General features: G+C 64.1%; 22 protein-coding genes, 1 tRNA gene and 2 pseudogenes. 10 read left to right on the top strand and 15 right to left on the bottom strand.

Features of this window, described 5'->3' with window-relative positions:
- Positions 1–31: 31 nt before the first annotated feature.
- Both FHS82_RS08890 and pncA read right to left on the bottom strand, forming a co-directional pair.
- Positions 32–559 carry a SixA phosphatase family protein gene (locus tag FHS82_RS08890; RefSeq protein ID WP_166951108.1) on the bottom strand — a complete coding sequence of 176 codons (528 nt, stop codon included), beginning with the start codon at positions 557–559 and terminating at the stop codon, positions 32–34.
- Between the two features lie 197 nt (positions 560–756).
- Positions 757–1422, bottom strand: coding sequence for a bifunctional nicotinamidase/pyrazinamidase (gene pncA, locus FHS82_RS08885; RefSeq protein ID WP_166951106.1), 666 nt, complete (start codon positions 1420–1422; stop codon positions 757–759).
- A gap of 355 nt (positions 1423–1777) precedes the next feature.
- On the opposite strand from pncA, the gene irrA reads away from it, so the two are divergent.
- Together irrA and FHS82_RS08875 are read left to right on the top strand one after the other, a co-directional pair.
- Positions 1778–2197: an iron response transcriptional regulator IrrA gene (gene irrA / locus FHS82_RS08880; RefSeq protein ID WP_166951475.1), complete on the top strand. Its 420-nt coding sequence runs from the start codon at positions 1778–1780 to the stop codon at positions 2195–2197.
- A gap of 263 nt (positions 2198–2460) precedes the next feature.
- Positions 2461–2550, top strand: a tRNA-Ser gene (locus tag FHS82_RS08875).
- A 228-nt stretch (positions 2551–2778) separates the two neighbouring features.
- Here FHS82_RS08875 and FHS82_RS08870 read toward each other — a convergent pair.
- Positions 2779–3276: a hypothetical protein gene (locus tag FHS82_RS08870; RefSeq protein ID WP_166951104.1), complete on the bottom strand. Its 498-nt coding sequence runs from the start codon at positions 3274–3276 to the stop codon at positions 2779–2781.
- 137 nt (positions 3277–3413) lie between these two features.
- On the bottom strand, positions 3414–3839 hold the full coding sequence (locus FHS82_RS08865) for an organic hydroperoxide resistance protein (RefSeq protein WP_166951472.1): 426 nt from the start codon (positions 3837–3839) through the stop codon (positions 3414–3416).
- 118 nt (positions 3840–3957) lie between these two features.
- Here FHS82_RS08865 and FHS82_RS08860 point away from each other — a divergent pair, with 118 nt between their 5' ends.
- On the top strand, positions 3958–4401 hold the full coding sequence (locus FHS82_RS08860) for a MarR family winged helix-turn-helix transcriptional regulator (RefSeq protein WP_166951101.1): 444 nt from the start codon (positions 3958–3960) through the stop codon (positions 4399–4401).
- A gap of 6 nt (positions 4402–4407) precedes the next feature.
- Here the strand turns inward: FHS82_RS08860 and FHS82_RS08855 are convergent.
- Positions 4408–4578 (bottom strand): annotated as a pseudogene (locus FHS82_RS08855) (DUF2274 domain-containing protein); the annotation flags it as partial.
- Positions 4579–4872: 294 nt separating this feature from the next.
- Here FHS82_RS08855 and FHS82_RS08850 point away from each other — a divergent pair.
- Positions 4873–6246 (top strand): DUF262 domain-containing protein, encoded by a 1374-nt coding sequence (locus FHS82_RS08850; RefSeq protein WP_166951099.1) that lies wholly within the window; start codon positions 4873–4875, stop codon positions 6244–6246.
- Between the two features lie 134 nt (positions 6247–6380).
- Here the strand turns inward: FHS82_RS08850 and FHS82_RS21120 are convergent.
- Positions 6381–6679, bottom strand: a pseudogene (locus FHS82_RS21120) (conjugal transfer protein TrbE); the annotation flags it as partial.
- A 685-nt stretch (positions 6680–7364) separates the two neighbouring features.
- Between FHS82_RS21120 and FHS82_RS08845 the strand changes: the two are divergent.
- Positions 7365–8636 carry a glycerate kinase type-2 family protein gene (locus tag FHS82_RS08845; protein WP_166951097.1) on the top strand — a complete coding sequence of 424 codons (1272 nt, stop codon included), beginning with the start codon at positions 7365–7367 and terminating at the stop codon, positions 8634–8636.
- Between the two features lie 47 nt (positions 8637–8683).
- Here FHS82_RS08845 and FHS82_RS08840 read toward each other — a convergent pair whose 3' ends face one another.
- From FHS82_RS08840 to FHS82_RS08800, 9 genes are all read right to left on the bottom strand, one after another.
- The gene (locus FHS82_RS08840) at positions 8684–9826 is read right to left on the bottom strand and encodes a CaiB/BaiF CoA transferase family protein (RefSeq protein WP_166951096.1); all 1143 of its coding nucleotides are present in this window, start codon (positions 9824–9826) and stop codon (positions 8684–8686) included.
- Positions 9827–9875: 49 nt separating this feature from the next.
- On the bottom strand, positions 9876–10673 hold the full coding sequence (locus FHS82_RS08835; RefSeq protein WP_166951094.1) for an IclR family transcriptional regulator: 798 nt from the start codon (positions 10671–10673) through the stop codon (positions 9876–9878).
- A 23-nt stretch (positions 10674–10696) separates the two neighbouring features.
- Complete coding sequence (locus FHS82_RS08830; RefSeq protein WP_166951093.1) at positions 10697–11473, bottom strand: enoyl-CoA hydratase/isomerase family protein; 777 nt, start codon at positions 11471–11473, stop codon at positions 10697–10699.
- Positions 11470–12528, bottom strand: a complete 1059-nt coding sequence (locus tag FHS82_RS08825; RefSeq protein WP_166951091.1) for an NAD(P)H-dependent flavin oxidoreductase — start codon at positions 12526–12528, stop codon at positions 11470–11472. The genes FHS82_RS08830 and FHS82_RS08825 overlap by 4 nt, the downstream gene beginning before the upstream one ends.
- Positions 12525–13235, bottom strand: a complete 711-nt coding sequence (locus FHS82_RS08820; RefSeq protein ID WP_166951089.1) for an ABC transporter ATP-binding protein — start codon at positions 13233–13235, stop codon at positions 12525–12527. The genes FHS82_RS08825 and FHS82_RS08820 overlap by 4 nt, the downstream gene beginning before the upstream one ends.
- On the bottom strand, positions 13228–13938 hold the full coding sequence (locus FHS82_RS08815; protein ID WP_166951087.1) for an ABC transporter ATP-binding protein: 711 nt from the start codon (positions 13936–13938) through the stop codon (positions 13228–13230). The genes FHS82_RS08820 and FHS82_RS08815 overlap by 8 nt, the downstream gene beginning before the upstream one ends.
- Positions 13925–14917, bottom strand: a complete 993-nt coding sequence (locus FHS82_RS08810) for a branched-chain amino acid ABC transporter permease (protein ID WP_166951085.1) — start codon at positions 14915–14917, stop codon at positions 13925–13927. The genes FHS82_RS08815 and FHS82_RS08810 overlap by 14 nt, the downstream gene beginning before the upstream one ends.
- 9 nt (positions 14918–14926) lie before the next feature.
- On the bottom strand, positions 14927–15799 hold the full coding sequence (locus FHS82_RS08805) for a branched-chain amino acid ABC transporter permease (RefSeq protein WP_166951082.1): 873 nt from the start codon (positions 15797–15799) through the stop codon (positions 14927–14929).
- 147 nt (positions 15800–15946) lie between these two features.
- Positions 15947–17113, bottom strand: coding sequence for an ABC transporter substrate-binding protein (locus FHS82_RS08800; RefSeq protein ID WP_166951079.1), 1167 nt, complete (start codon positions 17111–17113; stop codon positions 15947–15949).
- Positions 17114–17613: 500 nt separating this feature from the next.
- Between FHS82_RS08800 and FHS82_RS08795 the strand changes: the two genes are divergently transcribed.
- The 5 genes from FHS82_RS08795 (at position 17614) to FHS82_RS08775 (ending at position 24938) form a co-directional block, all read left to right on the top strand.
- A complete protein-coding gene (locus tag FHS82_RS08795) occupies positions 17614–19692 on the top strand; it encodes a 3-hydroxyacyl-CoA dehydrogenase NAD-binding domain-containing protein (protein ID WP_166951077.1) in 2079 nt (692 codons plus the stop codon).
- A 108-nt stretch (positions 19693–19800) separates the two neighbouring features.
- A complete protein-coding gene (locus tag FHS82_RS08790; RefSeq protein ID WP_166951075.1) occupies positions 19801–20994 on the top strand; it encodes an acetyl-CoA C-acyltransferase in 1194 nt (397 codons plus the stop codon).
- The gene (locus tag FHS82_RS08785) at positions 20994–22256 is read left to right on the top strand and encodes an acyl-CoA dehydrogenase family protein (protein WP_166951072.1); all 1263 of its coding nucleotides are present in this window, start codon (positions 20994–20996) and stop codon (positions 22254–22256) included. The genes FHS82_RS08790 and FHS82_RS08785 overlap by 1 nt, the downstream gene beginning before the upstream one ends.
- 24 nt (positions 22257–22280) lie before the next feature.
- Positions 22281–23438 (top strand): acyl-CoA dehydrogenase family protein, encoded by a 1158-nt coding sequence (locus FHS82_RS08780; protein WP_166951070.1) that lies wholly within the window; start codon positions 22281–22283, stop codon positions 23436–23438.
- Between the two features lie 57 nt (positions 23439–23495).
- Complete coding sequence (locus FHS82_RS08775) at positions 23496–24938, top strand: hypothetical protein (protein WP_166951067.1); 1443 nt, start codon at positions 23496–23498, stop codon at positions 24936–24938.
- Positions 24939–24943: the final 5 nt, after the last annotated feature.

The following is a 24943-nucleotide window of genomic DNA, read 5'->3' as shown; positions in this document are numbered from 1 at the left end:
AGCGAAACAGGTGTCGGCCGCAGACATAAGCTCAGTCTTCTTCATCCGCAAGGCTGCGCGGGGTGACGAAGCGGTTGAGGGAGCCCGAACGTGTCTCGATGTCGCGCCAGTCGCCGATGTCGAAATCGATCACCGCAAGCCCACCCGTCGGGTATTTCTGCGCAAGCCGCTCGCGTGCCTCCTCGCTGCCGCTGCCGATCAGGAAGCGCGCGAGGTCCTCGAAGCCCGGATTATGGCCGACGAGCAGCAGCGTGCCGACGGACGGCTCGGTCTCGCGTGCGACATAGAGCAGCGCCCCGGGCTTGGCCTCGTAGATGCGGCGGTCGAAACGGGTCGGCACGGAGCGGCTGAACTCCTGCTCCACCAGATCCCACGTCTCGCGTGTACGCCGCGCCGTCGAGACGACCGCGAAATCGGGAATCAGCCCGTGCGTTTCGATATAGCTGCCGATACGCGGGGCATCGGCAAGGCCGCGCCGCCCCAACGGGCGCTCGTGATCGGCGATGCCATCCGGCCAGTCCGATTTGGTGTGACGAAGCAGAATGAGGCGTCGGGACATGTTTCAGGACCAATCCAGTGTGCGCGGGCGGGTAGATGCGGCGAAGGCTGGCGAAGCCGAATGCGTACAGTATTTCGGCACGAAGTGACGATTCAGTTAACCGCTCTCCGTTTCATGCGGCAAGATGTAAATTATGTCGCATCCACTGCAGGATATTTCCGTGTGATCGCGCTTTGTCGTCATCCGTCGGCATTCTCTCATGCGGCGGGAACGGTGGAGCCGGGTGGCAGCCGCGCGACGCCTGCTGCGGCCATGTCCCGCCAGGCCTTTTCGAGCGAGCCGCCGATGTCGATGCCGCGGCAGCCTTCCTCCAGCACGTCGACCTCGAAACCGAGCCTGCGGGCGTCGATGGCGCTCCAGGCAACGCAGAAATCCGTGGCGAGGCCGGCCAGCATCAGTTTCTTGATTCCGCGCTCGTGCAGGTAGCCGGCAAGCCCGGTGGGTGTGGTGCGGTCTGCGGCGAAGAACGTCGAATAGCTGTCGACATCCGGCTGGTAGCCCTTGCGGATGATGAGCTGCGCGTGGGGAATGTCGAGGTCCGGATGGAAGGCAGCGCCTGGTGTGCCCTGCACGCAATGGTCGGGCCACAGGGTCTGCGGCCCGTAGGGCATGTCGATTCGGTCGAAGGGCATCCTGCCGGGATGGGACGAGGCGAAGGAGATGTGCCCCACCGGATGCCAGTCCTGCGTCAGGACGACGTGGGCAAAATGCCGGGCAACGCGGTTGATGACGGGGATTACGGCTTCGCCGTCGCTGACAGCGAGGCTGCCGCCGGCCGTAAAGTCGTTCTGCACGTCTACCACGAGCAACAGGGGTTCAGACCGGTTCGCCGCCATGATGCTTCCCGTAAGGTGCCACGACATCGCGCAATATTTATGTCGAGCCGGACGGTCGATCAAGCACGTGGCGCGGTTTCCGGAGCGTTATGGCGAAAGCGTGATTTGCGTTGGCGCGCCGTTGCCGGGATAATGATGGCGGATTCCGGTCTGGAACCGCGGCGAAGCCATGCGGCCAATGCAGGCGGGAAACGGGTCGCCTTGTCGCGCAACGGCTTGCACTGATTGCAAACCATTCTTATGATAAAGTATGTTTCTGTTGGATGACGAGCGGAAGTTGACGAGAATGGCCAATGTACAGGTGAGGGCGATCACGGTGAGGCAGGCGGAGAAGGAAGCGCCGGTGCCGGAGGTGCTCGTTGCCGCGAACGTGCCGCAGGGCATGCACAAAGGGTGCCCGGTCCATCAGCTTCGCGAGGAGCTGCGTCGCGTCGGTCTTCGCCCCACCCGCCAGCGCATCTCGCTCGGCTGGCTTCTGTTCGCGAAGGGCGACCGCCACGTGACGGCGGAAATGCTCTATGAGGAGGCGACGCGGGCGCGCGTGCCGGTGTCGCTCGCGACGGTCTACAACACACTGCATCAGTTCACCGAGGCGGGTCTGCTGCGCGAGCTGGCGGTCGACGGCTCGAAGACATATTTCGACACCAACGTCTCGGACCATCATCATTTCTTCATCGAAGGGGATGACGACCTCGTGGACATTCCGGACTCCGGGCTTTCGGTCGCGGATCTGCCCGACCTTCCGGAAGGCATGGAAGTCGCGCGCGTCGACGTCATCGTCCGGCTCCGCCGCAAGGCATAATTCCGCCAGCGCGGTACGTCTTTTCAGCCAGATGCTGCTTCAGTCAGGTGCTGCGCGGACAGCGCCGGATCAGGCTGGTGAAAAGCCTGCTTCCTGCGATGCCGTCTGGCTTCCCTCTCTTGATTCCTGAAGAGCACTCCACTACCGTCGCGACGCTGGAGCAAAATGCATTGCATCTGAATCGCCATTTTGTTCTATCTCTTTGTTTATGCATCAAACCTAACCGGAAAAAAGCACCCCATTCCCGGGTTTGATGAATCAGCGGATGGGTGGCCGAGCGGTTTAAGGCACCGGTCTTGAAAACCGGCGACGGTGCAAGCCGTCCGTGGGTTCGAATCCCACCCCATCCGCCATTTCGGTATAAAACCGGGAACGCGGATTTCTCTCGTTTCGTAGCTATCAGCGTCCGCCGGTCAGGGGCTGATGTGTACAACTTGCGGTCATGGCTTCGATTCGAGATGCATGGCCTGGGCGTAGTCCCGCAGCACAGTCGGTCCCGCGATCCGCTCCGGGTCGAGCAGCCCTCGCGTCCGGGCGCTGGCGGCAACCCGGACTATCTGAACCGAAGACCGCTTCACAAGTCAGCCCGTAAGGGTGTTGGCTCGCCGGTCTGTCCTGCGCAGATATATGACCTGCGCAACCAGCGCGACGATCAGCATCGCGAACAGTGTGCCGAGCGCCCCCAACAGGATCGGCGAGCCGGGAGCAGCCGCGATCGGGTTCCCCTCCGGCACGCGCCTCAGCGTTTCGGACACCGATGGCACCAGCAGCAGAAAGACGGTCACGGTCAGGAGGATGGTCTCCAGATAGCGGGCCGCACGCCCCAGTCCCGACAGGCGACCAACGGTGAAACCGGCAACGAGCAACACCAGGGTTACAGCCGCAGCGACGTTACTCGCCGGCTGCTTCGCAACCAGGAAAACGGTAAGTCCGCCGATCAGCATAGAAATGAAATAGGCCGCACCTGCCGTGGATCGGGGCACGATCCGCCCATGGCGGGCCAGCATCCAGATTGCGAGCGGGATGGCTGGCAGGCTTCCAAGCGTATGCACCCAGCCCAGGGGAGAGATCCCGAACATCTTTGCTTCCTTTACTGTTATCAATGAATGGCTGACTGTGGCCTGCTAGGCGGCCCCGGCTGTATCCGGCGCCTGCGATGGCCCGTTACTGACCATCGCAGCTCAGGTTCTCTCAGACTGCGCCTGCGAGATCGGCTTCACAGGACGGTCAGGCCGACAGCGACATTGTTGCGGGTGGCATTCGAATAAGGGCAGGTCTGATGCGCCGCCTCGACCAGCCTCTGCGCCTCCTCGCGCGCAATGCCTGGCAGGCTGATCTCAAGATCGGCTGTGATGCCGAAACCGCCCTCGGAGCGCGGCCCGATGCCCACCGTCGCTGTGATTGCGGTCTCGGCAGGGATCTTCACTTTCTGCCGTTGTGCCACGAGTTTGAGCGCGCCGAGAAAGCAGGCGGCGTAACCGGCTGCGAAGAGCTGTTCGGGATTGGTGCCCGCGCCACCGGCGCCACCCAGTTCCTGAGGGGTGGAGAGTCCGACTTCAAGACGGCCATCCTCACTACGGGCCTGGCCGTCGCGGCCCCCGGCTGCTGTGGCCTTGGTGCTGTAGAGAACCTGGACTGACATGGTCATTTCCTTATTTATCAGGATAAACATTGCTGCGATAATTTTCTTTGTATAGGCATCGGTGCGGCATGTCCAGCTTTTTGTTGTCGCGATAACAAATTCCGTGATAAGCACAGCCATGAGCTATAATCCGACCCTTGAAGATCAGCTGTGCTTCTCGCTCTATGCGACTTCCATGGCGATCAACCGCCTCTACAAGCCGCTGCTGGATCAGCTGGGGATCACCTATCCGCAGTATCTGGTGCTGAACGTGTTGTGGGAGGAAGACGGCCGCAGTATCGGCGCGATCGCGACCCGGCTGGATCTGGAGCCAAGCACGATCACACCGCTGGTCAAGCGGCTGGAGGCGGCCGGGCTGGTCACGAGGACGCGGCGGCAGGATGATGAACGTGGGGTTCTGGTGGCGCTGACAGCGCGCGGCCGCGATCTCCGGACCGAAAGCCGCTGCCTTGGCGAAGCACTTTTCGCCCACGCCGGGATGGCGGCGGAAGAGATGATCGCCCTTAACCGGGAGGTTCGGCGTTTGCATCAGGCGCTGACGGGTAAGGAAAGCGCATTGTAAGGCGGGTCAGCGTTCGGGCAACGGCGGAGCACGACACACTGCGGGATATGATGCGCCCCGCCGCGCCTTGGCGAAGCCGCGGTCCATGGCGATGAACCGTTCCGGCATCGGCACGATGAGCCTGACGGGATCGGCGGCAGGCTGGCCGCTCTCGCGGGCCGGCGCCTCAGTATAAGCGATCTGGATGGAATTCTCTAAAAGTTGCAGTCGCCTAACAGGTTGGAAATGGAGCCGAGCAGTGGGCGGCCAGCGGCGAGGCCGCTCCACACCACCTTGCCGGCACGCATGAGGTCAGCTGTGTGGAAAATTGTGTCAGAGGCTTATAAGAACTGATACATTTTCCTCACTCTGGAGTCGGCAAGTTTAATAAAACGAGAGAGACAGCCTCTATTTTTGATAAAAGTAAAATCTATAGAGTACTTTCTATAGAATTTGAATGGGCAAGCGAAAATGCAGGATGGAACTTCAGAAATGACGAAAAAGACATTAACTGAATCTGAAAATTATCTTGATGAAATAGATAATGATAAAGAAGAATTCGACGGTTCAGATGAAGGAAGTTTGGTTATTTCAGGAGATAGAAAATTTATACTTGAAAAAGCGGACAGAAGCCTGTCCGAACTTCATAGATGGCATAAGAATGGACGCATAATAGTCGACCCAGAGTGGCAAAGAAATTACGTGTGGGACAAGAACAGAGCATCAAAACTCATAGAATCTTTCTTGATAGATATTCCAGTTCCAGTAATTTACCTTGCAAAGAGAGAAGATGGTAAATATGAGGTTATTGATGGTTTGCAGCGCCTAACTACAGTTTTTAAGTTTCTCGATAACGAATTTAAACTACAAGAAATGGAGTTAATACCAAATATATCAGGAAAGTATTTTAGAGATATAGGATATGAATATCAAAATAAATTAGAAGACTCGCTTCTTAGATCGTTTGAGATGGCAAGCACATCCGGCGATATGCATTTTATTGTATTCGAAAGGATTAATACTGGCAGTGTGAAATTAAACGATATGGAAATACGCAATTGCTTATATAGGGGGCCTCTAAACAATCTGCTAAAGGAACTGTCAGATAATTCAGATATGAAGAAAAGTTTAAATCAGAAAGGAAGTAAAGACAGGATGCAAGATCGCGCGCTTGTTTTGCGTTTTCTTGCTTTTTATGAAAGAACGCACTATAAATGCGAAAAAGGCTTAAAGAAATTTTTAAATGAATTTTTAGATGTATATCGGAATGCAAACATAGAAAAGATAGAAGAGTATAGAAAAATTTTTTCAAAATGTATGAAAGCATGTTTAACTGTATTCGGGGATGCATCATACAGGCTTAAAAGCGATGTTGCGAAACTAAATTCAAAAAGTTCGGGTGAGTGGTCAACTCGACCAAATGCTGCAATTTTTCAAGTCATCGCAACTTCTTTTGCTAAGTATGATTTGGCATCAATTACGAAGAATTCAGACGCAATATATGAAGAATATCTTGACATGATAAGCAGTGATGAACTGTGGGTTGATAGAGTTCGGCGAGCTACTGGTGAAACAACTCGTTTATTTTATACTTTTGATACTTGGAATAAACGTCTCGCTGAAATCATGTCCGAAAAGGTCACTCCCACAGATAAACGGCTGTTTTCCCGCCAACTAAAGAAAGAAATGTTTGATGCAGATCAAACATGCAGAATTTGTAATCAAAAGATATCGATGATTGACGACGCGGCTCTTGATCATGATTTAGCGTATTGGAGAGGCGGACGTACAATTCCTGAAAATGCACAGTTAGTTCACCGTCTTTGTAATTTAAAAAAAGGAGGTATGAATCATAGTTCGCAGTGAGTTTAGAGCACGGTTTGGCCTGTATGGATTTGGCAAAACCGTCAATATTCGGCGGTGGGCTGCAGTTTGATGGCCTACTCCTTCGACAGCGGGAGCCGCGTCGGGCAGTTTTCGATGATAGTAGGTGAGATATTACTGCCGCCGAAATCGAAAGCTAAGACCTGCGCGGCGGCTCTGCGGTGCCATGAGGGCGAGCAGCACCAACTTGCCCCCACCGTCGGGCCGACGACGAGAGTCTGGCCCACGTTGCCGACGTGGCGGCTAAAGCGGAACCGGGTCGAGCCTTCGATCTCGCCGAAAATAGCGGGAGCGCGCTGAAATGCTCACCCTGTTCCGGTCCCGCCCAAACCGCTGAAAGCGGAATCAGGTGGGTGAGATTGAGCGTCGAGACTGGCGATTGTGGGGCGTTCGTATAGGCGTGTCCGGGGAGAGCCAAGCCAGATGGCGTCATGCCCGCGAAGAGGGCCGGCGACTTCCCGTTCGGTATGTTCTCAGCGGCGAAGATTCCGGCTAGTTCCTGGAACCTGATGGCGAGGCACCGCAGTGAAGGATTAATATTTGTGAGCAAAGTGCGTCGGCAACCGACGCGCTTCGCTTCAAGATGAACTTCGCGGTTGCGGGCGCGATGCGCACGAAAGCAGCACTCTATAGTCAGAGATAGCCCCCAGTCTCCCGCTAAGGACGCCCGAACCCACCAATTGCCGAGAAGGCTCAAAAGTCCGAAAGCATATCAAAACCTTATGGAAATCTTGCCGTGATTATCTCCGTCGGGAACTGTCCGCCATCTGCTGGTTGCCGCCGATAGTCGCGCCGGTTCTCATTGCGGCTGTTCTGTCAAACGCTTACACCGTTCGATACAGTGCGCAAAGAGCGATTCGATGTATCTGCCACCTGGCCGGGGAAAGAAATGGCCATTCTGTAGCCAGCATCCCGACCTGGCGCAGGCAGGTGGAGGGTGAACGGCGGACCTTGGCGGCCAGCCGTTTCTCTGGCGGGCGGGCAGAATACGTCGGCCGACGGCATCGATTTTGATTATGGATGCCACATATACCGGCGAATGGGACATCGAGAACCGGAGAATACTGCCGGCAAATGCAGGCAAGAGAGGGGGAGTTTTCATGGAATGGACCGACACACGGGCGCGCCGCGTCCTTCGCAGGCTTTTCGATGCCGGTGTCTCCAGCGCCGATCCGCGGCGTGTTCTGGCCGCGCATCTGCCGGAGCGTCCGAAGGGCCGTTGCGTGGTGGTCGGCGCGGGCAAGGCGTCTGCCCTGATGGCGCAGGCCGTCGAGGAGGCATGGCCCGATGTGCCGTTGAGCGGCGTCGTGGTGACGCGCTACGGCCACGCCGCGGCGACGCGGCAGGTCGAGGTTGTCGAGGCCGCGCATCCGGTGCCGGACGAGAATAGCGAACGTGCCGCGCGGCGTATTCTTGCGGCTGTGCAGGGTCTGGGTCCGGACGATCTCGTCCTCGCGCTGATTTCGGGGGGCGGCTCGTCCCTGCTGGCGTTGCCGGTGGAGGGCGTGACGCTCGCCGACAAGCGCGCGGTCAACCGCCTGCTGCTGGCTTCCGGCGCCGATATCGGCCTGATGAATGCCGTGCGCCGCCGCCTTTCCGCCATCAAGGGCGGCAAGCTTGCCGCGGCAGCTGCGCCGGCGCGGTTGGTGACGCTCGCCATTTCCGACGTGCCCGGCGACGATCCGCTCACCATCGCCTCGGGGCCAACAGTGCCTGTGGGTGCAGAAGAGCCGGATATCGGCGCGTTCGTGGCGCGTGTGGCGGGCGATCTGCCGGCGCATCTGGTGCCTTTGCTCGCCGGAAGCGGCGGCGGCACGCCACGGGAGGGCGGGCGGCTGGATTACCGGCTCATCGCAACGCCCGTTCTGGCGTTGCGCGCGGCGGCGGAGGCAGCGCGCGCGGAGGGCCTGACGCCGGTCATTCTGGGCGACGCGCTGGAGGGCGAAGCGCGTGAACTGGGGACCGCCATGGCCGGCATCGCCCGGTCCGTGCGACGCCACGGCGAGCCGGCGGCGCCACCCGCCGTGCTGCTCTCGGGCGGGGAAACGACGGTGAGTATCGGCAACGGGCCTGCGGGCCGGGGCGGCCGCAACACCGCGTTTCTGCTGGGTATGCTGATTGCCCTGAAGGGCGATCCCGGCATCTGGGCGCTTGCCGGCGACACCGACGGCATCGATGGCACGGAGGATGCCGCCGGTGCGATCGTTGCGCCCGATTCATGGCAGCGCGCGCTCGCCGCCGGGCTCGACCCCGCCGCCGTTCTGGCACGGCACGACAGCTACAGCCTTTTCGAGGCGGTCGGCGACCTCGTCGTGACAGGGCCGACACTGACGAACGTCAACGACCTGCGCGCGATCCTCATCGCAGGCTGAGGCCGAAAACCGGCGGATCGTCGCGTCTCTTGATCCGCCCGGCTCTCTCAGATCCCGTGATCTTCCCGCGACAGCGGCGGCGGCATGTGTCTGACGGGCACCCGCTTGCCGTCGAGGCGGAAGGGAGGCGCCAGCACGCGGGAGACCGTGCCGTCCGGATTGTCCCGGCTGGCGACAACGCCGGCGTTTTCGGCCCGGGGAGACGTCAACGCCTCCAGAAGCCCGAGCACCTCTCCGCAGGGGATGCCCTGCGCGCGCAGCCGCCCGGTCAGTTCCCCACGGGTGTGGCTGGCGATTTCCGCCTTGAGCAGCGGGGCGAGTTCCTCGCGGTTTCGGGCGCGGTCGAGATTGGTGGCGAAACGCGGATCGGCGGCGATGTCCGGCCGGTGGATGACGTGATCGCAGAACCGCTGGAACTGGGCGTTGTTGCCGACGGTGATGACGATCGGGCCGTCGGCGGCGGAAAAGACGCCGTAGGGCATGATGGAGGGATGGGCGTTGCCGTAGCGGGGCGGGTCCTTCTGCATGGCCAGCGCCTCAAGTCCGTAGTAGGACGTCAGCGACGTGCCGCAATCGAAGAGGTTGAGCGAGATATGCCGCCCGCGGCCGGTTTTCTCGCGCTCGTACAGGGCGGCTAGAACCGCCTGCGCCGCGTATTGGCCGGTCGTGATATCGACGATGGCGACGCCGAACTTAAGGCGTTCCTGATCCGGCTCCCCGTTCATGGCCATCAGTCCGGCTTCGCCCTGCACGACGAGATCGTAGCCCGGGCGCTCCGCCTCGGGGCCGTCCGAAGGATAGCCCGAGATGGTGCAATAGACGATGCGCGGGTTGACGGCGCGCAGCGCCTCGTATCCCAGTCCGAGCCTGTCGGCGCCGCCTGTCTTGAAGTTCTGCACGACCACGTCGGCCTGCGCGGCGAGCGCCAGCACCGTGTCGCGGCCTTCGGGCGTGGCGAGATCGATGCTGATGGACGTCTTGTTGCGGTTCACGCTGTCGAAATACGCCGTCGTCGTCTCGCCCGTCCGCAGGCCCCAGTCGCGCGTGTCGTCGCCGCGCACGGGATGCTCGATCTTGGTCACGTCCGCGCCAAGGTCGCCGAGGATCATGCTGCACCAGGGCCCGGCGAGCACGCGCGACATATCGAGCACCCGGATGCCATTGAGCGGAAGGGCTGGTGAATGCGTCATCGTGGCGTTTCCTTGAATATATGTTGTGGCCGCTGCTTTCGGGCTGCCGTCAGGCGCCCATTACGCCTTCGAGGTTGCGGGCAACCTCGATCAGGCGCGGGCGCACCTCGCTCAGCAGAAATTCGCGCGGTACCAGGATGGTGGGGCCGCCGCAGTTGATCGCCATCGGCGGCAACCCGCCGCCCGGACGAAAGCCGACCGCGATGGCGCTGACTTCCTTCAGCCAGTCGCCGAAGGAGCAGCAGCAACCGAGTTCCTGGTACTCCTGCAGCGCCCGTTCAATGCCTTCCCGCTTGCGCGGCCATGTTTCAGGATCGTAATCCTGCAGTTCCTCGAATATCTGCCGCCGCTCGCGCTCGGAGCACACCGCGATATAGGCGCGCCCCATCGAGCTGCGGGCGATCGAATGCCGGTAGCCGACGTCGATGTTCAACGAGATGGCGGCGGGGCCGCGCATGCTTTCCACGTAGCGCATCGTCAGGCGCTCGCGCACGCCCAGACCGACCGAGGCATTGGAGAAATTGGCGAGATCGGTCAGCGATTCGCGGGCGACGCGGCGCACATCGAGGCCGCCGAGCGCCGTCGAGCCGATGGCCATCAGCGCTGTACCCAGACGGTACTTGCCGATATCCTCCTTGTAATGCAGATAGCCGAGCTTCGTCAGCGTATAGGTCAGCCGCGAGACCGTGGAGCGCGGCAGCTTGCAGCGTTCGGCGATATCGTTGTTGCCCAGAAACGTCTCACCGCGGCGAAAGCACGCGATCACGTCGAGGCCGCGCGCCAGCGCGGTGACGAAATGCCTGTCGCCCTTTGTTTCCGGGGCGTCGATGTCGTCGGGTTCAGTCATGTTGGTCGCGGAAAGAGAGGTTCTCATCGTGACAGAAATGCCCTGAAAGCTTGCTGTGCCGCTTCGCTCCGCCGCAAGGCATGGAAATGGCGCGCTTCCTCTTCGAGCGTTTCAGAGATAGCGGTTGCGTATCCGCGTCTCAACAGTTTCTTGGTTGCCAGGACAGCCTCCGGGGAGAGTGCGGCGATGCGTGCGGCTTTCTCGATGGCGGTTTCCAGCGATTGCCCGTCCTCGGTGACGGCGTTGACGATGCCCGCCTGCGCCGCGACCCGGGCCGGGAACTCGTCCCCGATCAGCAGCAGTTCCGACGCCAGCTTCTGCCCGGCGAGCAACGGCAGCAGATAGGTGGACGATCCTTCCGGGCAGAGGCCCAGGCGCACGAACGGCAGCCGGAACCGCGCGCCTTGCCCCGCATAGGCGAGATCGCAATGCAGGAGCAACGTCGTGCCGATTCCGACAGCGAAACCCTCTACCGCCGCGATGACCGGCTTCGACACGCCGACGAGATCGCGCAGGAACGACAGGCCGGGACTGGAAACGGCGGCAGCCGGCTCCGTCGGCGCTTCCGCGTCCTGCGTGTCGTCGGTCCGGAAATCCGCGATGTCGTTGCCGCTGGTGAAGCAATTGCCGGCTCCGGTGAGGACGATGGCGGCAACCGACGCATCACGGTCAGCCTCCGCCAGCGACGCGCCGAGCAGGGCATAGGTTGAGCGGTCGAGCGCGTTGCGGCGCTCCGGACGGGAGATGGTGAGCAGGCGGACGCCGCTCGCGGGAGCGCTGGCGAGAACGGTAGCTGTCATGAAGGCTCCTGAAATTCTCCGTTGCCGGCCGGATGATCGGCGGCATCGACATAGGAGGCCGCGGCGCCGTGCACCTGCCGGAGCGCCGCCGCGTACTCGCGCCGCAGCCGCGCCACGACATCGGCGGCGGGCGGGACGTCGTCTATCGTGCCGACACCCTGTCCCGCGCCCCAGATGTCACGCCACGCCTTGGCGCTGCGGCCGGGACCGAAGTCCATCCGGCTCTTGTCGGAAGCGGGCAGGTCATCGGGGTCGAGACCCTGCGCGACGATGCTGGGCCGCAGATAATTGCCCGGAACGCCGGTGAAGAACGGCGTGTAGACGATGTCCTGCGCACTCGACCGGGTGATCATCGCCTTGTAGTCATCGGCCGCGTTGGCCTCGCGGGTGGCGATGAAGCGCGTACCCATGTAGGCGAGATCGGCGCCCATGGCCTGCGCCGCCAGAATGGCCGCGCCGGAGGTGATTGCCCCCGACAGGGCGAGCGGCCCGTCGTAGAAGCGGCGCACCTCGCCGACGAGGGCGAAGGGGCTGAGCGTGCCCGCATGACCGCCCGCGCCCGCGCAGACGAGGATGAGACCGTCGACGCCTTCCTCAAGCGCCTTCTCGGCGTGGCGGACGGTGGTGACGTCGTGAAAAACCAGACCGCCGTAGGCGTGAACCTGCCGCACGAGGTCGCCGGGCGGGCGCAACGAGGTGATGATGATCGGCACCCGGCGGCGCACGCAGACCTCAAGATCGTGCTCCAGACGGCTGTTCGAGCCGTGCACGATCTGGTTGACGGCGAAGGGGGCAACCGGGCGGGCGGGATCGGCCGCCCGCGCCGCCTCCAGCGCCTCCGTGATCCGGACGATCCAGCCGTCGAGCGTCTCGGTCGGCCGCGCGTTGAGGGCCGGGAACGAGCCGACGATGCCGGCGAGGCACTGGGCGATCACAAGGTCCGGGTTCGACACGATGAACATGGGCGAGGCGATCACGGGCAGCGACAGGCGGCCGCGCAGCGCGGCGGGCAACCGGCTGCCGGCGGCGTGGGGAAGAGAAGAGGGCCCCGTCATGCCGATTGAGCCTCCCGCGCCAGATACAGATCGTGCAGCCGGTCGAGGTCGACGTTCGCCGCCGGCTCGCTGAGCAGCACGCGGCCCGACCGCATCAGATGCACGTCGTCGGCGACGCCGACCGCGATATGCGTGTTCTGCTCGACGAGAACGATGGTGATCGCTTCCTCCTTCAGGCGGCGGATGATGTCGAACACCTCCTTCACGATCACCGGCGCCAGGCCGAGGGAGGGTTCGTCGATCAGCAGGATGCGTGGCATCGACATCAACCCCCGCCCGATGGCGAGCATCTGCGCCTCGCCGCCGGAAAGCGATCCGGCGAGCTGGCCGTGGCGCTCCTTCAGGCGCGGAAACAGCGAGTAGACCCGTTCGAGATTGCTGGCGAACGCCGCCCGGCAGCGGCGCGGATAGGCGCCGAGGCTGAGGTTTTCCTCCACGGACATGTCGCGGAAAACCATGCGCCCCTCCGGCACGAGGATGATGCCGCGTTCGGCGAGGTCCCAGGCCTTGCCACGCAGCGGCTCTCCGCCCAGCCGGATGTCGCCCTCGTAGGGGATGAGCCCGGCGAGCGTCTTGAGCAGCGTGGTCTTGCCCGCTCCGTTCGGCCCGACGATCGTGGTCAACGTGCCTTCACGGAACGTCAGCGAGACGTCCCACAGCACCGTGACGCGGCCGTAGCCGGAGCGCAGGTGTCTGATTTCAAGCATGGGCGGCTCCCGTGTAACTTTCGATCACCGCCGGGTCGCGGAACACTTCCTCCGGCGTGCCGTTGGCGATGAGCTGGCCGAAATTCAGCACGACCGCGCGCGTGCAGAGGTTCATGATCGTCTCGATATCGTGTTCCACGATCACGATGGTGAGGCCGAAGTGCGAATGAAGCTCTTTCAGCTTGAGCATGAACTGGCGCTTGGCCTGGCTTTCGAGGCCGGCGAGCACCTCGTCGAGCAGCAGCAGCTTGGGCTCGATGGCCAGCGCCTTGGCGATCTCAAGCCGCTTCAGCTCCTGCAGCGCGAGTTCCGTCGCAGCGTTGCGCTCGGCCTGCCGGGCCAGTTCCATGAACGAGAGGATTTCGTCGATCCGGCCGGGATCGTGACGCCCCGCGCCGAACGCCTGCGCGACGACGAGATTCTCCCGCACGGTCAGATGGTGCATCGGCTGCGGAATCTGGAACGTGCGGCCGATGCCCGCCCGCGCGCGCTTGTGCAACGGCAGGCGGTTGACGTCCACACCCTTCAGCAGGATGCGTCCCTGCGGCTGAATGAGGCCGGAGATGGTGTTGAACAGTGTCGTCTTGCCGGCGCCGTTAGGTCCGACCAGCCCGAGAATCTCCCCCTCCGCAAGGGAGAACGACACGTCGCGCAGGGCGGTGAGACCGCCGAAACGAACGGTAACGCCTTCAAGCTTCAGCATCGCGCCGCCCCTTCAGGAAACGTTCCGCCAGCCCCAGCAGCCCGTTGGGCGCCAGCAGGATCATGGCGGCGAGCAGGAAACCGAGCAGGATCTGGTGCCCGACGGCAATGATGGATTTCGCGACCACCTGATCGAACAGGTAAATGATCACCGCGCCGCCGATCGGCCCGAAGGTCGTCCGGTAGCCGCCGAAGATGGCCGCGATGATCGGCAGCACGCTCCACACGCCGGAGAAGGCGTAATCGGGTTCCAGAAAGCCGATGATGTGCGCGTTTAGCGCGCCGAACACGCCGGTGATGAAGGCGGACAGCGCCAGCATCCACGCTTTCAGCAGCATGCTGTTCACGCCGACGACGCGGGTTGCGTCCTCGCTGTCGGCGATCGCCCGCAGGGCCGTGCCGACGAGGCTCCGGCGCACGAGCGCATAGACGAGCGCGCACAGCGCCACGACCACCACCAGCAGGACGTAGCTGCCGCTGCGGCTGGCAAGATCGAGCCCAAGGACCGTCGGAAGCTGGGGAATGGCTTGAAAGCCGGCAGCGCCGCCCGTCAGCCAGGACAACTCCGTGGCGAGGATGCGGAAGATCTGCGAATAGGCGAGGATGGCGAGGGCAAAATAGGGCCCCGAAAGCCGCAGCGCCGGTATCATCAGTAGCGACGCGCCGACGGCGATCACGCCAGCCAGCGGTACGCTCAGCAGCACCGGCAGGCCGAGCTTCGCCGACAGCAGCGCCGAGGCATAGGAGCCGACGCCGAAGAATGCCGCATGCCCGAAGGACACCATGCCGCCGAGGTTGCCGAGCAGCGCCCACGCCAGCGAGATGCCCGCCAGGATGAGGGCGGAGATCAGCAGCCCCAGGAAGTAGTTGCCGGCACCGGCCGCGAGCGGCAGTGCGGCGAGGACGAGAGCGATGCCGACGAACACGATGGACGAGGGCCAGGAAGACGGCCGGGAAACGGATGGAACGTGTGATGACATCGATGTTTCCTAACCCCGACGGGCGCGCGCGCCGAACAGACCGGTCGGCAGGAAAAAGAGGACGAGCAGGAACAGCGCCATGCCGGCAAGCTCCTGCAGCGCGGAACTCGCGAGGGTGACGGTCAGCGCCTCCGTGACGCCGAGCAGGATGGCGCCGAGGAACACGCCCGGAATGGAGCCCACACCCGCCAGCACGGTGACGATGAAGGCCTTGACCGTGAACGCATGGCCGATGGACGGCTGCACGACGCTCATGGTGTAGAGCGCGACGCCGGCGACGCTGGCGAGAACGCCTGCCGCGATGAAGGCGACGTATTCCGTGCGCACGGGGTTGATGCCCATCAGCCGGGCGGCGTCGCGGTTCGACGAAACGGCGCGCACCGCCTGTCCGTACCAGCTTCCCTTCAGCCACCACCACAGGCCCCCCATCAGCAGCAGGCTGACGGCGAAGGCGACGACCTCGCCGTTCATGGCGAACAGCGGGCCGATGGAGACGGCGTCCTGCAGCAGGGGCGAGGTCGTCGTGCGCACATCGCTGGCGAAAGCGAGCAGGATGGCGTTGGTAATGATGATGCCGACCGCGAAGGTCAGAATCAGCGAGTTCAGCTCCCGATGTTCGCGGATCCGGTTGATCATCAGGAACAATACCGCGCTCAGGCCGCCTACCAGCACAAGCGCCAGCGGTATCGCGGCATATGGATTGAGCCCCGTGTTCGTCTCGACGAAATAGGCGGTATATGCGGCGAGCAGCACCAGTTCGCCATGCGCCAGATTGATGATGCGCATGGTTCCGAACGCAATGGCGAGGCCCAGCGCCACGAGCGCATACACGCTGCCGACGAGGATTCCGGAAAATATCGCCTGAAGAACGAGTTCTATCATTTCGGCTCCTGAGATCGGGCGAACGATCGGAGGTGTCGAACCGTCGCCGGTCCGGCCCCGCGCCCGACATGCTGTTTCTGGAACTGCCCGCCTCAGCCGCGCGGACGGTGGCCGCACGGCGTGCCGGCGTTCATGCGCGGGCCGCTCTTACCAGGGCAGGCCGGGGTAGACGATGGAGCCGTTCGCGTTGGCCTGCGGCGATACGAGGACGATCTTGCCGTCGCGGTGCTGGCCCATGCTCAGCGAGAAGAAGGGGTTGTCGCCCGTCTCGTCGAACTTGACACGGCCGAGCAGCGTCTGCCGGTCGGTCTTGCGCATCTCGTCGGGGAGGCCGCCCTTGTCGAGCGTGCCTGCCTCCGCCGCGCGGGAGATGGCCTCCAGCAGGATCGTGGTTTCCACGAAGCTGAGCGTGGCGAGATACTCGATGTCCTTGTTGTACACTTCCCGGTAAAGGTCCGCGAAACGCTTGCCCTCGGGGTCGTTGACCTCGACCGGGAAGGGCACGAACGACGTGCCGACCACATTGTTCATGAGGTCCGGGAACTCGCTGTACATCTTCGGCGTCGCGAGTGACCACACGCCGACGATGAGCTTGACGTCGGGCTTCAGAACCTTCGCAGCGCGGATGATGCCGACATAGTCGTTCTCATAGGCGGACATGACGATCATGTCCGCCTTGTCGCGCAGTTTCACCTTGTTGATGATCGGCTTGAAGTCCGTGATGGCGGGATCGAAGCTGTGGACGGTGACCTTGACGCCCTTTTCCGCGAGCGACTGCTCCAGCCCCTTCGCCAGCAAGGCAGGCGCCTCGCGCGTGGAGGCGATGATGGACACGGCCGAAGGCTTCAACTCGGCGACCAGGTTTTCGACGCCGCGCTGGTAGCCGGCGTTGTTGTTGATCCGGAAGAACGTCTTCAGTCCGCGGGCGGTCAGCTCGTCGCTCACGGCGCCGGCGGTGATGTACACCTTGCCGAGGTTGTTGGAAGCGGCCGACGCCGGGCCGATGATGTTGGAGCCATAGCCGCCGATGACAGCCACCGCGCCGTCGTTCACGAGCTTCTCAACCGCCGAGACCGCCTTCGCCGGCGTGCTCTCGTCGTCGATCACCTCGACCTTGAACTTGTACTTGTCCGACCTCTCGTTGAACTGCCGGACGGCAATCTGCATGCCTTCGGTAAAGGTCTGGCCCGAGCGCGCGAGCGACCCCGTCAGCGGCATGTGCGCGCCGATCAGGAGTTCCTCGGCGGAAGCAGCCGCCGTCCCCACCGCCATCGCCAGCGCGAGCGACAACGACACGATACTCTTGCGGATCATGAAAGTCCTCCCCATGGGCACCCGACCGGATCGGGCGCGGACCTTTTGTCAGTGAACAGGGACGATTGCCCTGATTTTCTTGGCGAAAGTCCCGGTAGGGGCATCCGCGTTCCTGATTGTCCAGAACGCCGGGCGATGGCGCGGAATATGCCATCCGCCGAAATCCCCGCATGCGCCCGGCATGCCGGGATCCGGCCGCGACTACGCGCCCCAGGTCCTGTCGAGATGCACTTCGCCCCTTTTAAAAGCGGCGCCTGCAAGATGGATTGCAAGGTCGCACGCCGGCCGGCGAAGCGTGTGCATGGATGCCACAACGCCATATCCGTGTCAATAATGCGATACAACATTCTGCATTGCAGAATTATTTTAATCAGGATGTCGGGCGCGCCGTTCATCGAAATCGCTTGACACTCTGTGCTGCCCTCAATGATATAGATCGAAATGAAGAATTTAATTCTGCAGTGCAGAACATCGTGCTTGCGGAAGATGAGGGAGAGATCATGCCGAAAATCCATTCCGACGTGGCAGGCGGGGTGGCCGTGCTGCGCATCAGCAATCCACCGGTCAACGCGCTTGGCCAGGCGGTTCGCGAACAGCTTCTCGATCTCATCACGCGCGCGCAGGACGACGCCGCCGTCGAGGCCATCATCATCACGGGCGAGGGGAAGGTCTTCATCGCCGGCGCCGATATCAGCGAGTTCGGCAAGCCGCCGTTGCCGCCCGCCCTGCCGGAGGTTCTCGATGCGATCGAGAACAGCGCGAAGCCCGTGGTCGCGGCCATCAATGGCCTGGCGCTGGGCGGCGGCCTGGAAGTCGCGCTCGCGGGCCACGCCCGGGTCGCTTCCGCCAGCGCACGGCTGGGCCTGCCGGAAGTCAAGCTGGGCCTCATTCCCGGCGCGGGCGGCACACAGCGCCTGCCAAGGCTGATCGCCCCGGCGGCCGCCTTCGCGCTGATGCTCGACGGCGAGCCGGTCGAGGCTGCGCGGGCGCTCGAACTGGGATTCGTCGACGTCGTCGCGCCCGGCGATCTGCTGGAAACCGCACGCGACAAGGCGCTGGCGCTGGCCAGGGCGGGTGCGTGGCGGCGCACCGGCGACGCATCGGCGACGCTGACGGAACAGGCGCGGGAAGACTTCGAGGAGCGGGCGCGCGAGGCGTTGCGCCGTCAGCCCGATGCCCCCAACGTGGCGGCGCTCATGGAGGCCGTGCGCGGCGTTTTCGAGCTTCCGTTCGCGGAAGGGCTGGCGCTCGAACGCAGCCGGTTCCGCACCCTCGTCGACGATCCGCGCGCGCAGGCGCTGCGCTACTCGTTCTTTGCCGAGCGCAAGGCCGGGCAGGTTCCCGGTATCGGCCGCGAGACGCCGCGCCGGGAGATTGCCCGCGCGGCGGTCATCGGCGCCGGCACCATGGGCGGCGGCATCGCCATGTGTTTTGCCAACGCCGGCATTCCGGTCACGGTGGTGGAGGTCGCCGAGGATGCGCTGAGGCGCGGCATCGGCCGCGTCGCGGCGCTCTATGAATCGTCGGTGGGGCGCGGCTCCCTGTCGCGGGAGGAGGCGGACAGGCGCACCGCCCTCATCGACGGCGCGGTGGGCTACGACGCGGTGGCGGACGCCGATATCGTCGTCGAGGCGGCTTTCGAGGATATGGGCGTCAAGCAGGAGATCTTCGCGAGCCTTGACAGGATCGCCAAACCGGGCGCCATCCTCGCCACGAATACCTCCTACCTGGACGTCAACGCCATCGCCGCCGCCACGCAACGGCCGCAGGATGTCATCGGCCTGCATTTCTTCAGTCCGGCCAATGTGATGCGCCTGCTGGAAATCGTGCGGCCAGAGGCGACCGCCGCCGATGTCGTGGCGACGTGCGGCGATCTCGGGCGCAAGCTCGGCAAGGTTGCCGTCACCGTCGGCGTCTGTTTCGGCTTCGTCGGCAACCGTATGCTCGCGCGGCGCACGGCGGCGACGGAGCGGCTGCTGCTCGCCGGCGCCTTGCCGCACGAGATCGACGACGCCATCACGGGCTTCGGCTTCAGGATGGGGCCGCTGGCGATGGGCGACCTCGCCGGCCTCGATATCGGCTGGCGCACGCGCAAGGCACAGGGCACGCGCGCGCCGGTGGCGGACACCCTGTGCGAACTGGGCCGCTTCGGCCAGAAATCGGGCCGCGGCTTCTACCGCTATCCCGAAAACGCGCGCAAGGGCGAGCGCGATCCGGAGGTCGAGGCCTTGATCGCCGAGATAGCGCAGCGCGAGGGCGTCGAGCGCCGGTCGTTCAGCACGGAGGAAATCGTCGCCCGCCTGCTTTATCCCATGGTCAACGAGGGCGCGCGCATCCTCGCCGAGAAGATCGCGGCCCGTCCCGGCGACATCGATGTGATCTGGGTCAACGGCTACAACTGGCCGGCGTGGCGCGGCGGGCCGATGTACTGGGCGGACGCCGTCGGCCTCGGCGTGATCGCCGGGCAGCTCACCGCCTTCGCGGACAGGGAGGGGGATGAGACCCTGCGTCCCGCGCCGCTGCTTGCGGAACTCGCGGAGGCCGGCCTCACCTTCCGGCAGTGGGCGGAAGGGGCATAAGCCCATCCGCGCTGCCGCGCTTTCCAGACGAACACCGATCCGCCGGCTGAGGTCGGTCTCTCGCCGGCCGGATTCCGGACCGGCGTCGAATCACCCGAAGGGTTCATCATGACGGAAGCTGTAATTGTCTCGACCGCGCGCACGCCGATCGGCAAGGCGCATCGCGGCAGCCTCAATCTGACGAAGGGCGCCGATCTGGCTGCGCACGCCATCCGCTACGCCCTCGCGCGCTCCGGCGCCGCGCCGGAGGAGGTGGAGGAAGTGGTGCTCGGCTGCGGCTATCCCGAAGCCGCGACGGGCGGCAACGTCGCCCGCCACGCCGGCCTCGTCGCGGGATTGCCGGTCACGGCCAGCGGCGTCACCGTCAGCCGCTTCTGCGCCTCCGGCCTGGAAGCGATCGCTGCGGCGGCCCGGCGCATCGCGCTGGACGGCGTTCCCGTCGCCATCGCGGGCGGTGTCGAATCGATCTCGCTGGTCCAGCCTCAGGTGAAGCGGGAGCTGTTCCTGAACGACTGGCTGCTGGCGAACAAACCTGAAATCTACACCTCGATGATAGAGACCGCCGACAACGTGGCCGAGCGCTATGGAATCAGCCGCGAGGCGCAGGATGCGTTCTCCGTCGAGAGCCAGCGCCGCACCGCGTCGGCACAGCACATGGGCCTGTTCGACGACGAGATCGTGCCGATCACCGTTACCCGCGCGGTGACGGATAAGGAAACCGGCGAGACGCGCCACGAGGTGGTGACACTCGCGAAGGACGAGGGCAACCGCCCCGACACCACGGTGGAGGCACTGGCCCGGCTGAAGCCGGTGCGCGGTGACGACCGGTTCATCACCGCCGGCAACGCCAGCCAGTTGTCGGACGGTGCCTCCGCGTGCGTCCTGATGTCGGCGCAGGAGGCGGCGCGACGGGGGCTTGAGCCGCTCGGCATCTTCCGCGGCTACGCGACCGCCGGATGCGAGCCGGACGAGATGGGCATCGGGCCGGTGTTCGCCGTGCCGCGTCTGCTGGAACGCAACGGCCTCAAGGTCTCCGACATCGGATTGTGGGAACTGAACGAGGCGTTCGCGTCGCAGTCGCTCTACTGCATCGACAGGCTCGGCCTTGAGCCGGCGCGCGTCAATGTCAACGGCGGCGCGATTGCCGTCGGCCACCCCTTTGGCATGAGCGGCGCCCGGCTCGTCGGCCACGCCCTGCTGGAGGGGCGCCGGCAGGGTGTCCGCCATGTCGTCGTCACGATGTGCATCGCAGGCGGAATGGGCGCTGCGGGATTGCTTGAGATAACAAACGGAACGATCTGATGGATCTGCGCTTCACACCCGAGGAAACGGCCTTTCGCGAGGAAGTCCGTTCGTTTTTCCGCACTGAAATCCCGCAGGAGATCCGCAACAAGGTCTCGCAGGGGCGTTCACTGTCGCGCGAGGATTACATTACCTCGCAGCGCATCCTCTACGACAGGGGGTGGGCCGTGCCGCACTGGCCGGTGGAATACGGCGGGCAGCCGTGGACCGCGATCCAGAGCTACATCTTCATGGAGGAGCTGATGCAGGCGGCGGTGCCGCTGCCGCTGCAGTTCAATTGCTTCATGGTGGGGCCGGTCATCGCCACCTTCGGATCGACGGAGCAGAAGGAACGCCTGCTGCCCCGAATCGCGCGGCTCGACGACTGGTGGTGCCAGGGCTTTTCCGAGCCCGACGCCGGCTCGGATCTCGCCTCGCTCAAGACGCGGGCGGAGCGTGACGGCGACCATTACATCATCAACGGCCAGAAGACCTGGACGACGCTCGGCCAATACGCCAACTGGATGTTCTGCCTCGCGCGCACGGACCCGACCGTGAAGAAGCAGGCGGGCATTTCGTTCATTCTCATCGACATGTCCCTGCCGGGTGTTTCCGTGCGCCCGATCATCACCATCGACGGCCGTCACGAGGTCAACGAGGTGTTCCTCGACAACGTCCGCGTCCCTGTCGACTGCCTGGTGGGCGAGGAGAACAAGGGCTGGGATTACGCCAAGTTCCTGCTGGCCAACGAACGCACCGGCATCGCGCGCATCGGCATGTCGAAGGAGCGGATCGCGCGGGTCAAGCGGCTGGCGCGCGAAACGCCGGCGGGCGAGGGGGTGATGTGGGACGACGCGGACTTCCGTGCCCGCGTCGCTCAGGTCGAGATCGAACTGAAGGCGCTGGAAATCACCCAGATGCGTGTCGTCTCGGCGCGCAGCCGGCGCGACAACACCAGGCCCGATCCCGCGTCCTCGATTCTCAAGATCAAGGGATCGGAGCTGCAGCAGGCCACGACCGAGCTGCTGCTCGAACTCGCGGGGCCCAATGCCTTGGCCGCCAGCCGGCCGGAGCTGCTGCGCAATGTTCACGAAGGCGATCTGGCGCCGGAAGGTGATGTCGCGCGTGAGGGCGATTTCACTCTGGACGATTTCACTCGGGACGACTTCACCTGGGCGGAAACGGCAGCTCCCGTCTACTTCAACAACCGCAAGGTTTCCATCTACGGCGGCTCGAACGAGGTGCAGCGCAATGTCATCGCCAAGGCGATCCTGGGCCTTTGATTTGCGGATTTGCGAGGACTGATCATGGATTTCGATCTCACGGACGAGCAGAATCTGCTGAAGGAAACGGTCGACCGTCTGGTCGCCGACAATTACGGCACGCTTGAACAGATCACCGCCCACCGCGCCGCTCCCGGCGGCTTCCGCGAGGAAGGCTGGCAGCGGCTGGCGGAACTGGGGCTGCTCGGCCTGCCCTTCAGCGAGGCGGACGGCGGCTTCAACGGCGGCCCCGTCGAAACCCAGATCGTGATGGAGGCGCTGGGTCGCGGCCTTGCGCCGGAGCCTTATCTGCCCACCGTGCTGCTGGGCGGCGGCGTGCTGCGGCGCGCGGGCACCGACGCGCAGCGCCAGAGCATCATTCCCGGCATTATCGACGGCACACTGCGCCTCGCCTTCGCCCACACGGAGCCGCGCGCCCGCTACGACCTGCACGACGTGGCCACGCAGGCCGTCCGGCAGCCGGACGGCAGCTACCGCCTCGACGGCCACAAGAGCGTCGTGCTTAGTGCCGACACGGCCCGGTGGTTTGTCGTGAGCGCCCGCACCGCGGGGGCGCGGCGCGACGAGGAAGGCATCAGCCTGTTTCTGGTGCCGGCCGACGCGCCCGGCCTCTCCGTCGAAGCCTACCCGACTCATGATGGCGGGCGGGCAGGGAACGTGTTTCTTGCCGGCGTGACGGTTCCTGCCGATGCCCTGATCGGAGAGCGCGACGCCGGGCTTGCGGTGATCGAATGGGTGAACGGCGTCGCCATTGCCGCCGTCGCGGCGGAGGCGGTCGGCATCATGGAAGCGCTGCAGGCGCTGACCGTCGACTACCTGAAGACGCGCAGACAGTTCGGCGCGACCATCGGCTCCTTCCAGGCCCTGCAGCACCAGACCGTGGATATCCTGATTGCCACCGAGCAGGCCCGTTCCATGTCGTATTTCGCCGCCATGATGCTGGACGAGCCGGATGCCGGCGCTCGCAGTCTGGCGCTGTCGTCGGCGAAGGTGCAGATCAACCGTTCGGCGCGGCTCGTGGGTCAGAAAGCCGTCCAGTTGCACGGCGGCATCGGGATGACCATGGAATATCTCGGCGCGCACTATTTCCGCCGGCTGGCATTGCTCGAAACCCAGTTCGGGGATACGACGCACCATTTGCGGCGGGTGGCGCAGTCGGAAGGCCTCGTGCAGGCGGGCTGAACGGCGCCCGCTTCCCGCCGCGCCCGCTCCCGCGGGGCTTGCCCGAGGTTTCCGACAGTGACCGCCGACCGGCCGCAACGCTTTTCCGAAATGATATCCGCCGGCGGCTTCGGCCCGCGTGCCGCCGCGTCGCTTTGCATGCTGCTCATGCTGCCGGGCGCAGACGCGAGGGCGTTGTTCGGATGGGACGCCGGAGCCGTCGTCGCGGCCGCGTTTCTCTGCGGCTATCTGATCCTGTGCTGGCGGCATCTCCTGCCCGTCGTGCGGGTGCTGCTGCTGGTCTGCGTCGGCCTTGTCGCGTTCACGCTGTTCAGGGACGGCGGCATCGGGACGCTGGTCCGTGCCATGGGGCCGACGACGCTGCTGCCCGCGTTTCTGGCCATGCTCGCGCTGCTGCGGGCGGCGGCGGGCGCGTCGCGGACGACGTTTCTGGCGGGGCGGCTGCTCGTCAACCAGCCGCCGGCGCGGCGCTATGCGTCGCTGACGCTCGGCGGGCATATCTTCGGCATCCTGCTGAACATCGGCGGCCTAGCGCTGCTCATCGACATGACGCGGCGGGCCAACACGCTTGAGGCGGGCAACGGCGACCCGGCCATCGTCGAGTTGCGGCAGCGGCGCATGACGTTGGCGGTAATGCGCGGCTTCGCCTGCGTCGCGCTGTGGTCTCCGCTGGGGCTGGCGATCAACCTGCTGCTCGCGGCGACGCCGCAGGTCGCGTGGATCGACGTCGCGCCCTGGGGCATCGCGGCGACGGTCGGCTTCGCCCTGCTGGGATTGCTGTTCGATCATCTCGAAAGCCCGCGCGCATCACGCCCCTTCGTCCGCGCGCCGGACCCGGAAGGCGGACGGGCGTTGCTGTGGATGCTGGCGCACATCGTGGCCCTGTCGTGCCTGACGATGATCGTTGAGACCTTCACTCACCTGCCGTTTCAGGCCATCCTGATCAATGTCGTCCCGATCTACGCCTTCTGCTGGCTGCTGGCCATCGGCCGGGAAAACGGCGGCGTGTCGCCCCCGCGCTTCGCCGCCCGCGTCCTGCGCAACGACGGCGTCGCCCGCTGGCCCGACTACGCGAACGAGATCGGCATCTTTTCCGCCTCCGGCCTGCTCGGCATCCTGCTTGCCGATCTTGCGCCGCGCGAACTCATCGAGCACGCATTCGCCTCGACGGCGCTGCCGCCGGGCGCGATTCTGGGGGTGCTTGCGTCCGCGGTGATCGTTCTGGGTTTCATCGGCATCAACCCGATGATTTCCGCATCGATCCTGGCCACGGTGATGGCGCGGCTCGAACTCCCCGGCCTGCCGCTGACGGCGGTCGTGCTCGCGCTCGCGGGCGGCTGGGCCTGCATTGTCGGGGCGGGGCCGATGGTCTCGACGCTCGTCATCGTGGCCAACGCGATCGGCCGCTCGCCGGCAGAGGTCGGCCTGCGCTGGAACGGCCGCTTTACGCTGGCGGCCAGCCTGATCTGGGTTGCCATCCTGCTGCTCCTGCCGTTGTAGCGGCG

Source organism: Pseudochelatococcus lubricantis (assembly GCF_011762225.1).
Taxonomy (GTDB): Bacteria; Pseudomonadota; Alphaproteobacteria; order Rhizobiales; family Beijerinckiaceae; genus Pseudochelatococcus; species Pseudochelatococcus lubricantis.
The sequence above is the reverse complement of the archived record's forward strand: the minus strand, read 5'-3'. Positions and strand labels throughout refer to the sequence as shown.

Coding starts and splice junctions, on each gene's coding strand:
- FHS82_RS08890 (WP_166951108.1), bottom strand. CDS start 559: ATGTCCCGACGCCTCATTCTGCTTCGTCACACCAAATCGGACTGGCCG.
- pncA (WP_166951106.1), bottom strand. CDS start 1,422: ATGTCGTGGCACCTTACGGGAAGCATCATGGCGGCGAACCGGTCTGAA.
- irrA (WP_166951475.1), top strand. CDS start 1,778: ATGCACAAAGGGTGCCCGGTCCATCAGCTTCGCGAGGAGCTGCGTCGC.
- FHS82_RS08870 (WP_166951104.1), bottom strand. CDS start 3,276: ATGTTCGGGATCTCTCCCCTGGGCTGGGTGCATACGCTTGGAAGCCTG.
- FHS82_RS08865 (WP_166951472.1), bottom strand. CDS start 3,839: ATGTCAGTCCAGGTTCTCTACAGCACCAAGGCCACAGCAGCCGGGGGC.
- FHS82_RS08860 (WP_166951101.1), top strand. CDS start 3,958: ATGAGCTATAATCCGACCCTTGAAGATCAGCTGTGCTTCTCGCTCTAT.
- FHS82_RS08850 (WP_166951099.1), top strand. CDS start 4,873: ATGACGAAAAAGACATTAACTGAATCTGAAAATTATCTTGATGAAATA.
- FHS82_RS08845 (WP_166951097.1), top strand. CDS start 7,365: ATGGAATGGACCGACACACGGGCGCGCCGCGTCCTTCGCAGGCTTTTC.
- FHS82_RS08840 (WP_166951096.1), bottom strand. CDS start 9,826: ATGACGCATTCACCAGCCCTTCCGCTCAATGGCATCCGGGTGCTCGAT.
- FHS82_RS08835 (WP_166951094.1), bottom strand. CDS start 10,673: ATGACTGAACCCGACGACATCGACGCCCCGGAAACAAAGGGCGACAGG.
- FHS82_RS08830 (WP_166951093.1), bottom strand. CDS start 11,473: ATGACAGCTACCGTTCTCGCCAGCGCTCCCGCGAGCGGCGTCCGCCTG.
- FHS82_RS08825 (WP_166951091.1), bottom strand. CDS start 12,528: ATGACGGGGCCCTCTTCTCTTCCCCACGCCGCCGGCAGCCGGTTGCCC.
- FHS82_RS08820 (WP_166951089.1), bottom strand. CDS start 13,235: ATGCTTGAAATCAGACACCTGCGCTCCGGCTACGGCCGCGTCACGGTG.
- FHS82_RS08815 (WP_166951087.1), bottom strand. CDS start 13,938: ATGCTGAAGCTTGAAGGCGTTACCGTTCGTTTCGGCGGTCTCACCGCC.
- FHS82_RS08810 (WP_166951085.1), bottom strand. CDS start 14,917: ATGTCATCACACGTTCCATCCGTTTCCCGGCCGTCTTCCTGGCCCTCG.
- FHS82_RS08805 (WP_166951082.1), bottom strand. CDS start 15,799: ATGATAGAACTCGTTCTTCAGGCGATATTTTCCGGAATCCTCGTCGGC.
- FHS82_RS08800 (WP_166951079.1), bottom strand. CDS start 17,113: ATGATCCGCAAGAGTATCGTGTCGTTGTCGCTCGCGCTGGCGATGGCG.
- FHS82_RS08795 (WP_166951077.1), top strand. CDS start 17,614: ATGCCGAAAATCCATTCCGACGTGGCAGGCGGGGTGGCCGTGCTGCGC.
- FHS82_RS08790 (WP_166951075.1), top strand. CDS start 19,801: ATGACGGAAGCTGTAATTGTCTCGACCGCGCGCACGCCGATCGGCAAG.
- FHS82_RS08785 (WP_166951072.1), top strand. CDS start 20,994: ATGGATCTGCGCTTCACACCCGAGGAAACGGCCTTTCGCGAGGAAGTC.
- FHS82_RS08780 (WP_166951070.1), top strand. CDS start 22,281: ATGGATTTCGATCTCACGGACGAGCAGAATCTGCTGAAGGAAACGGTC.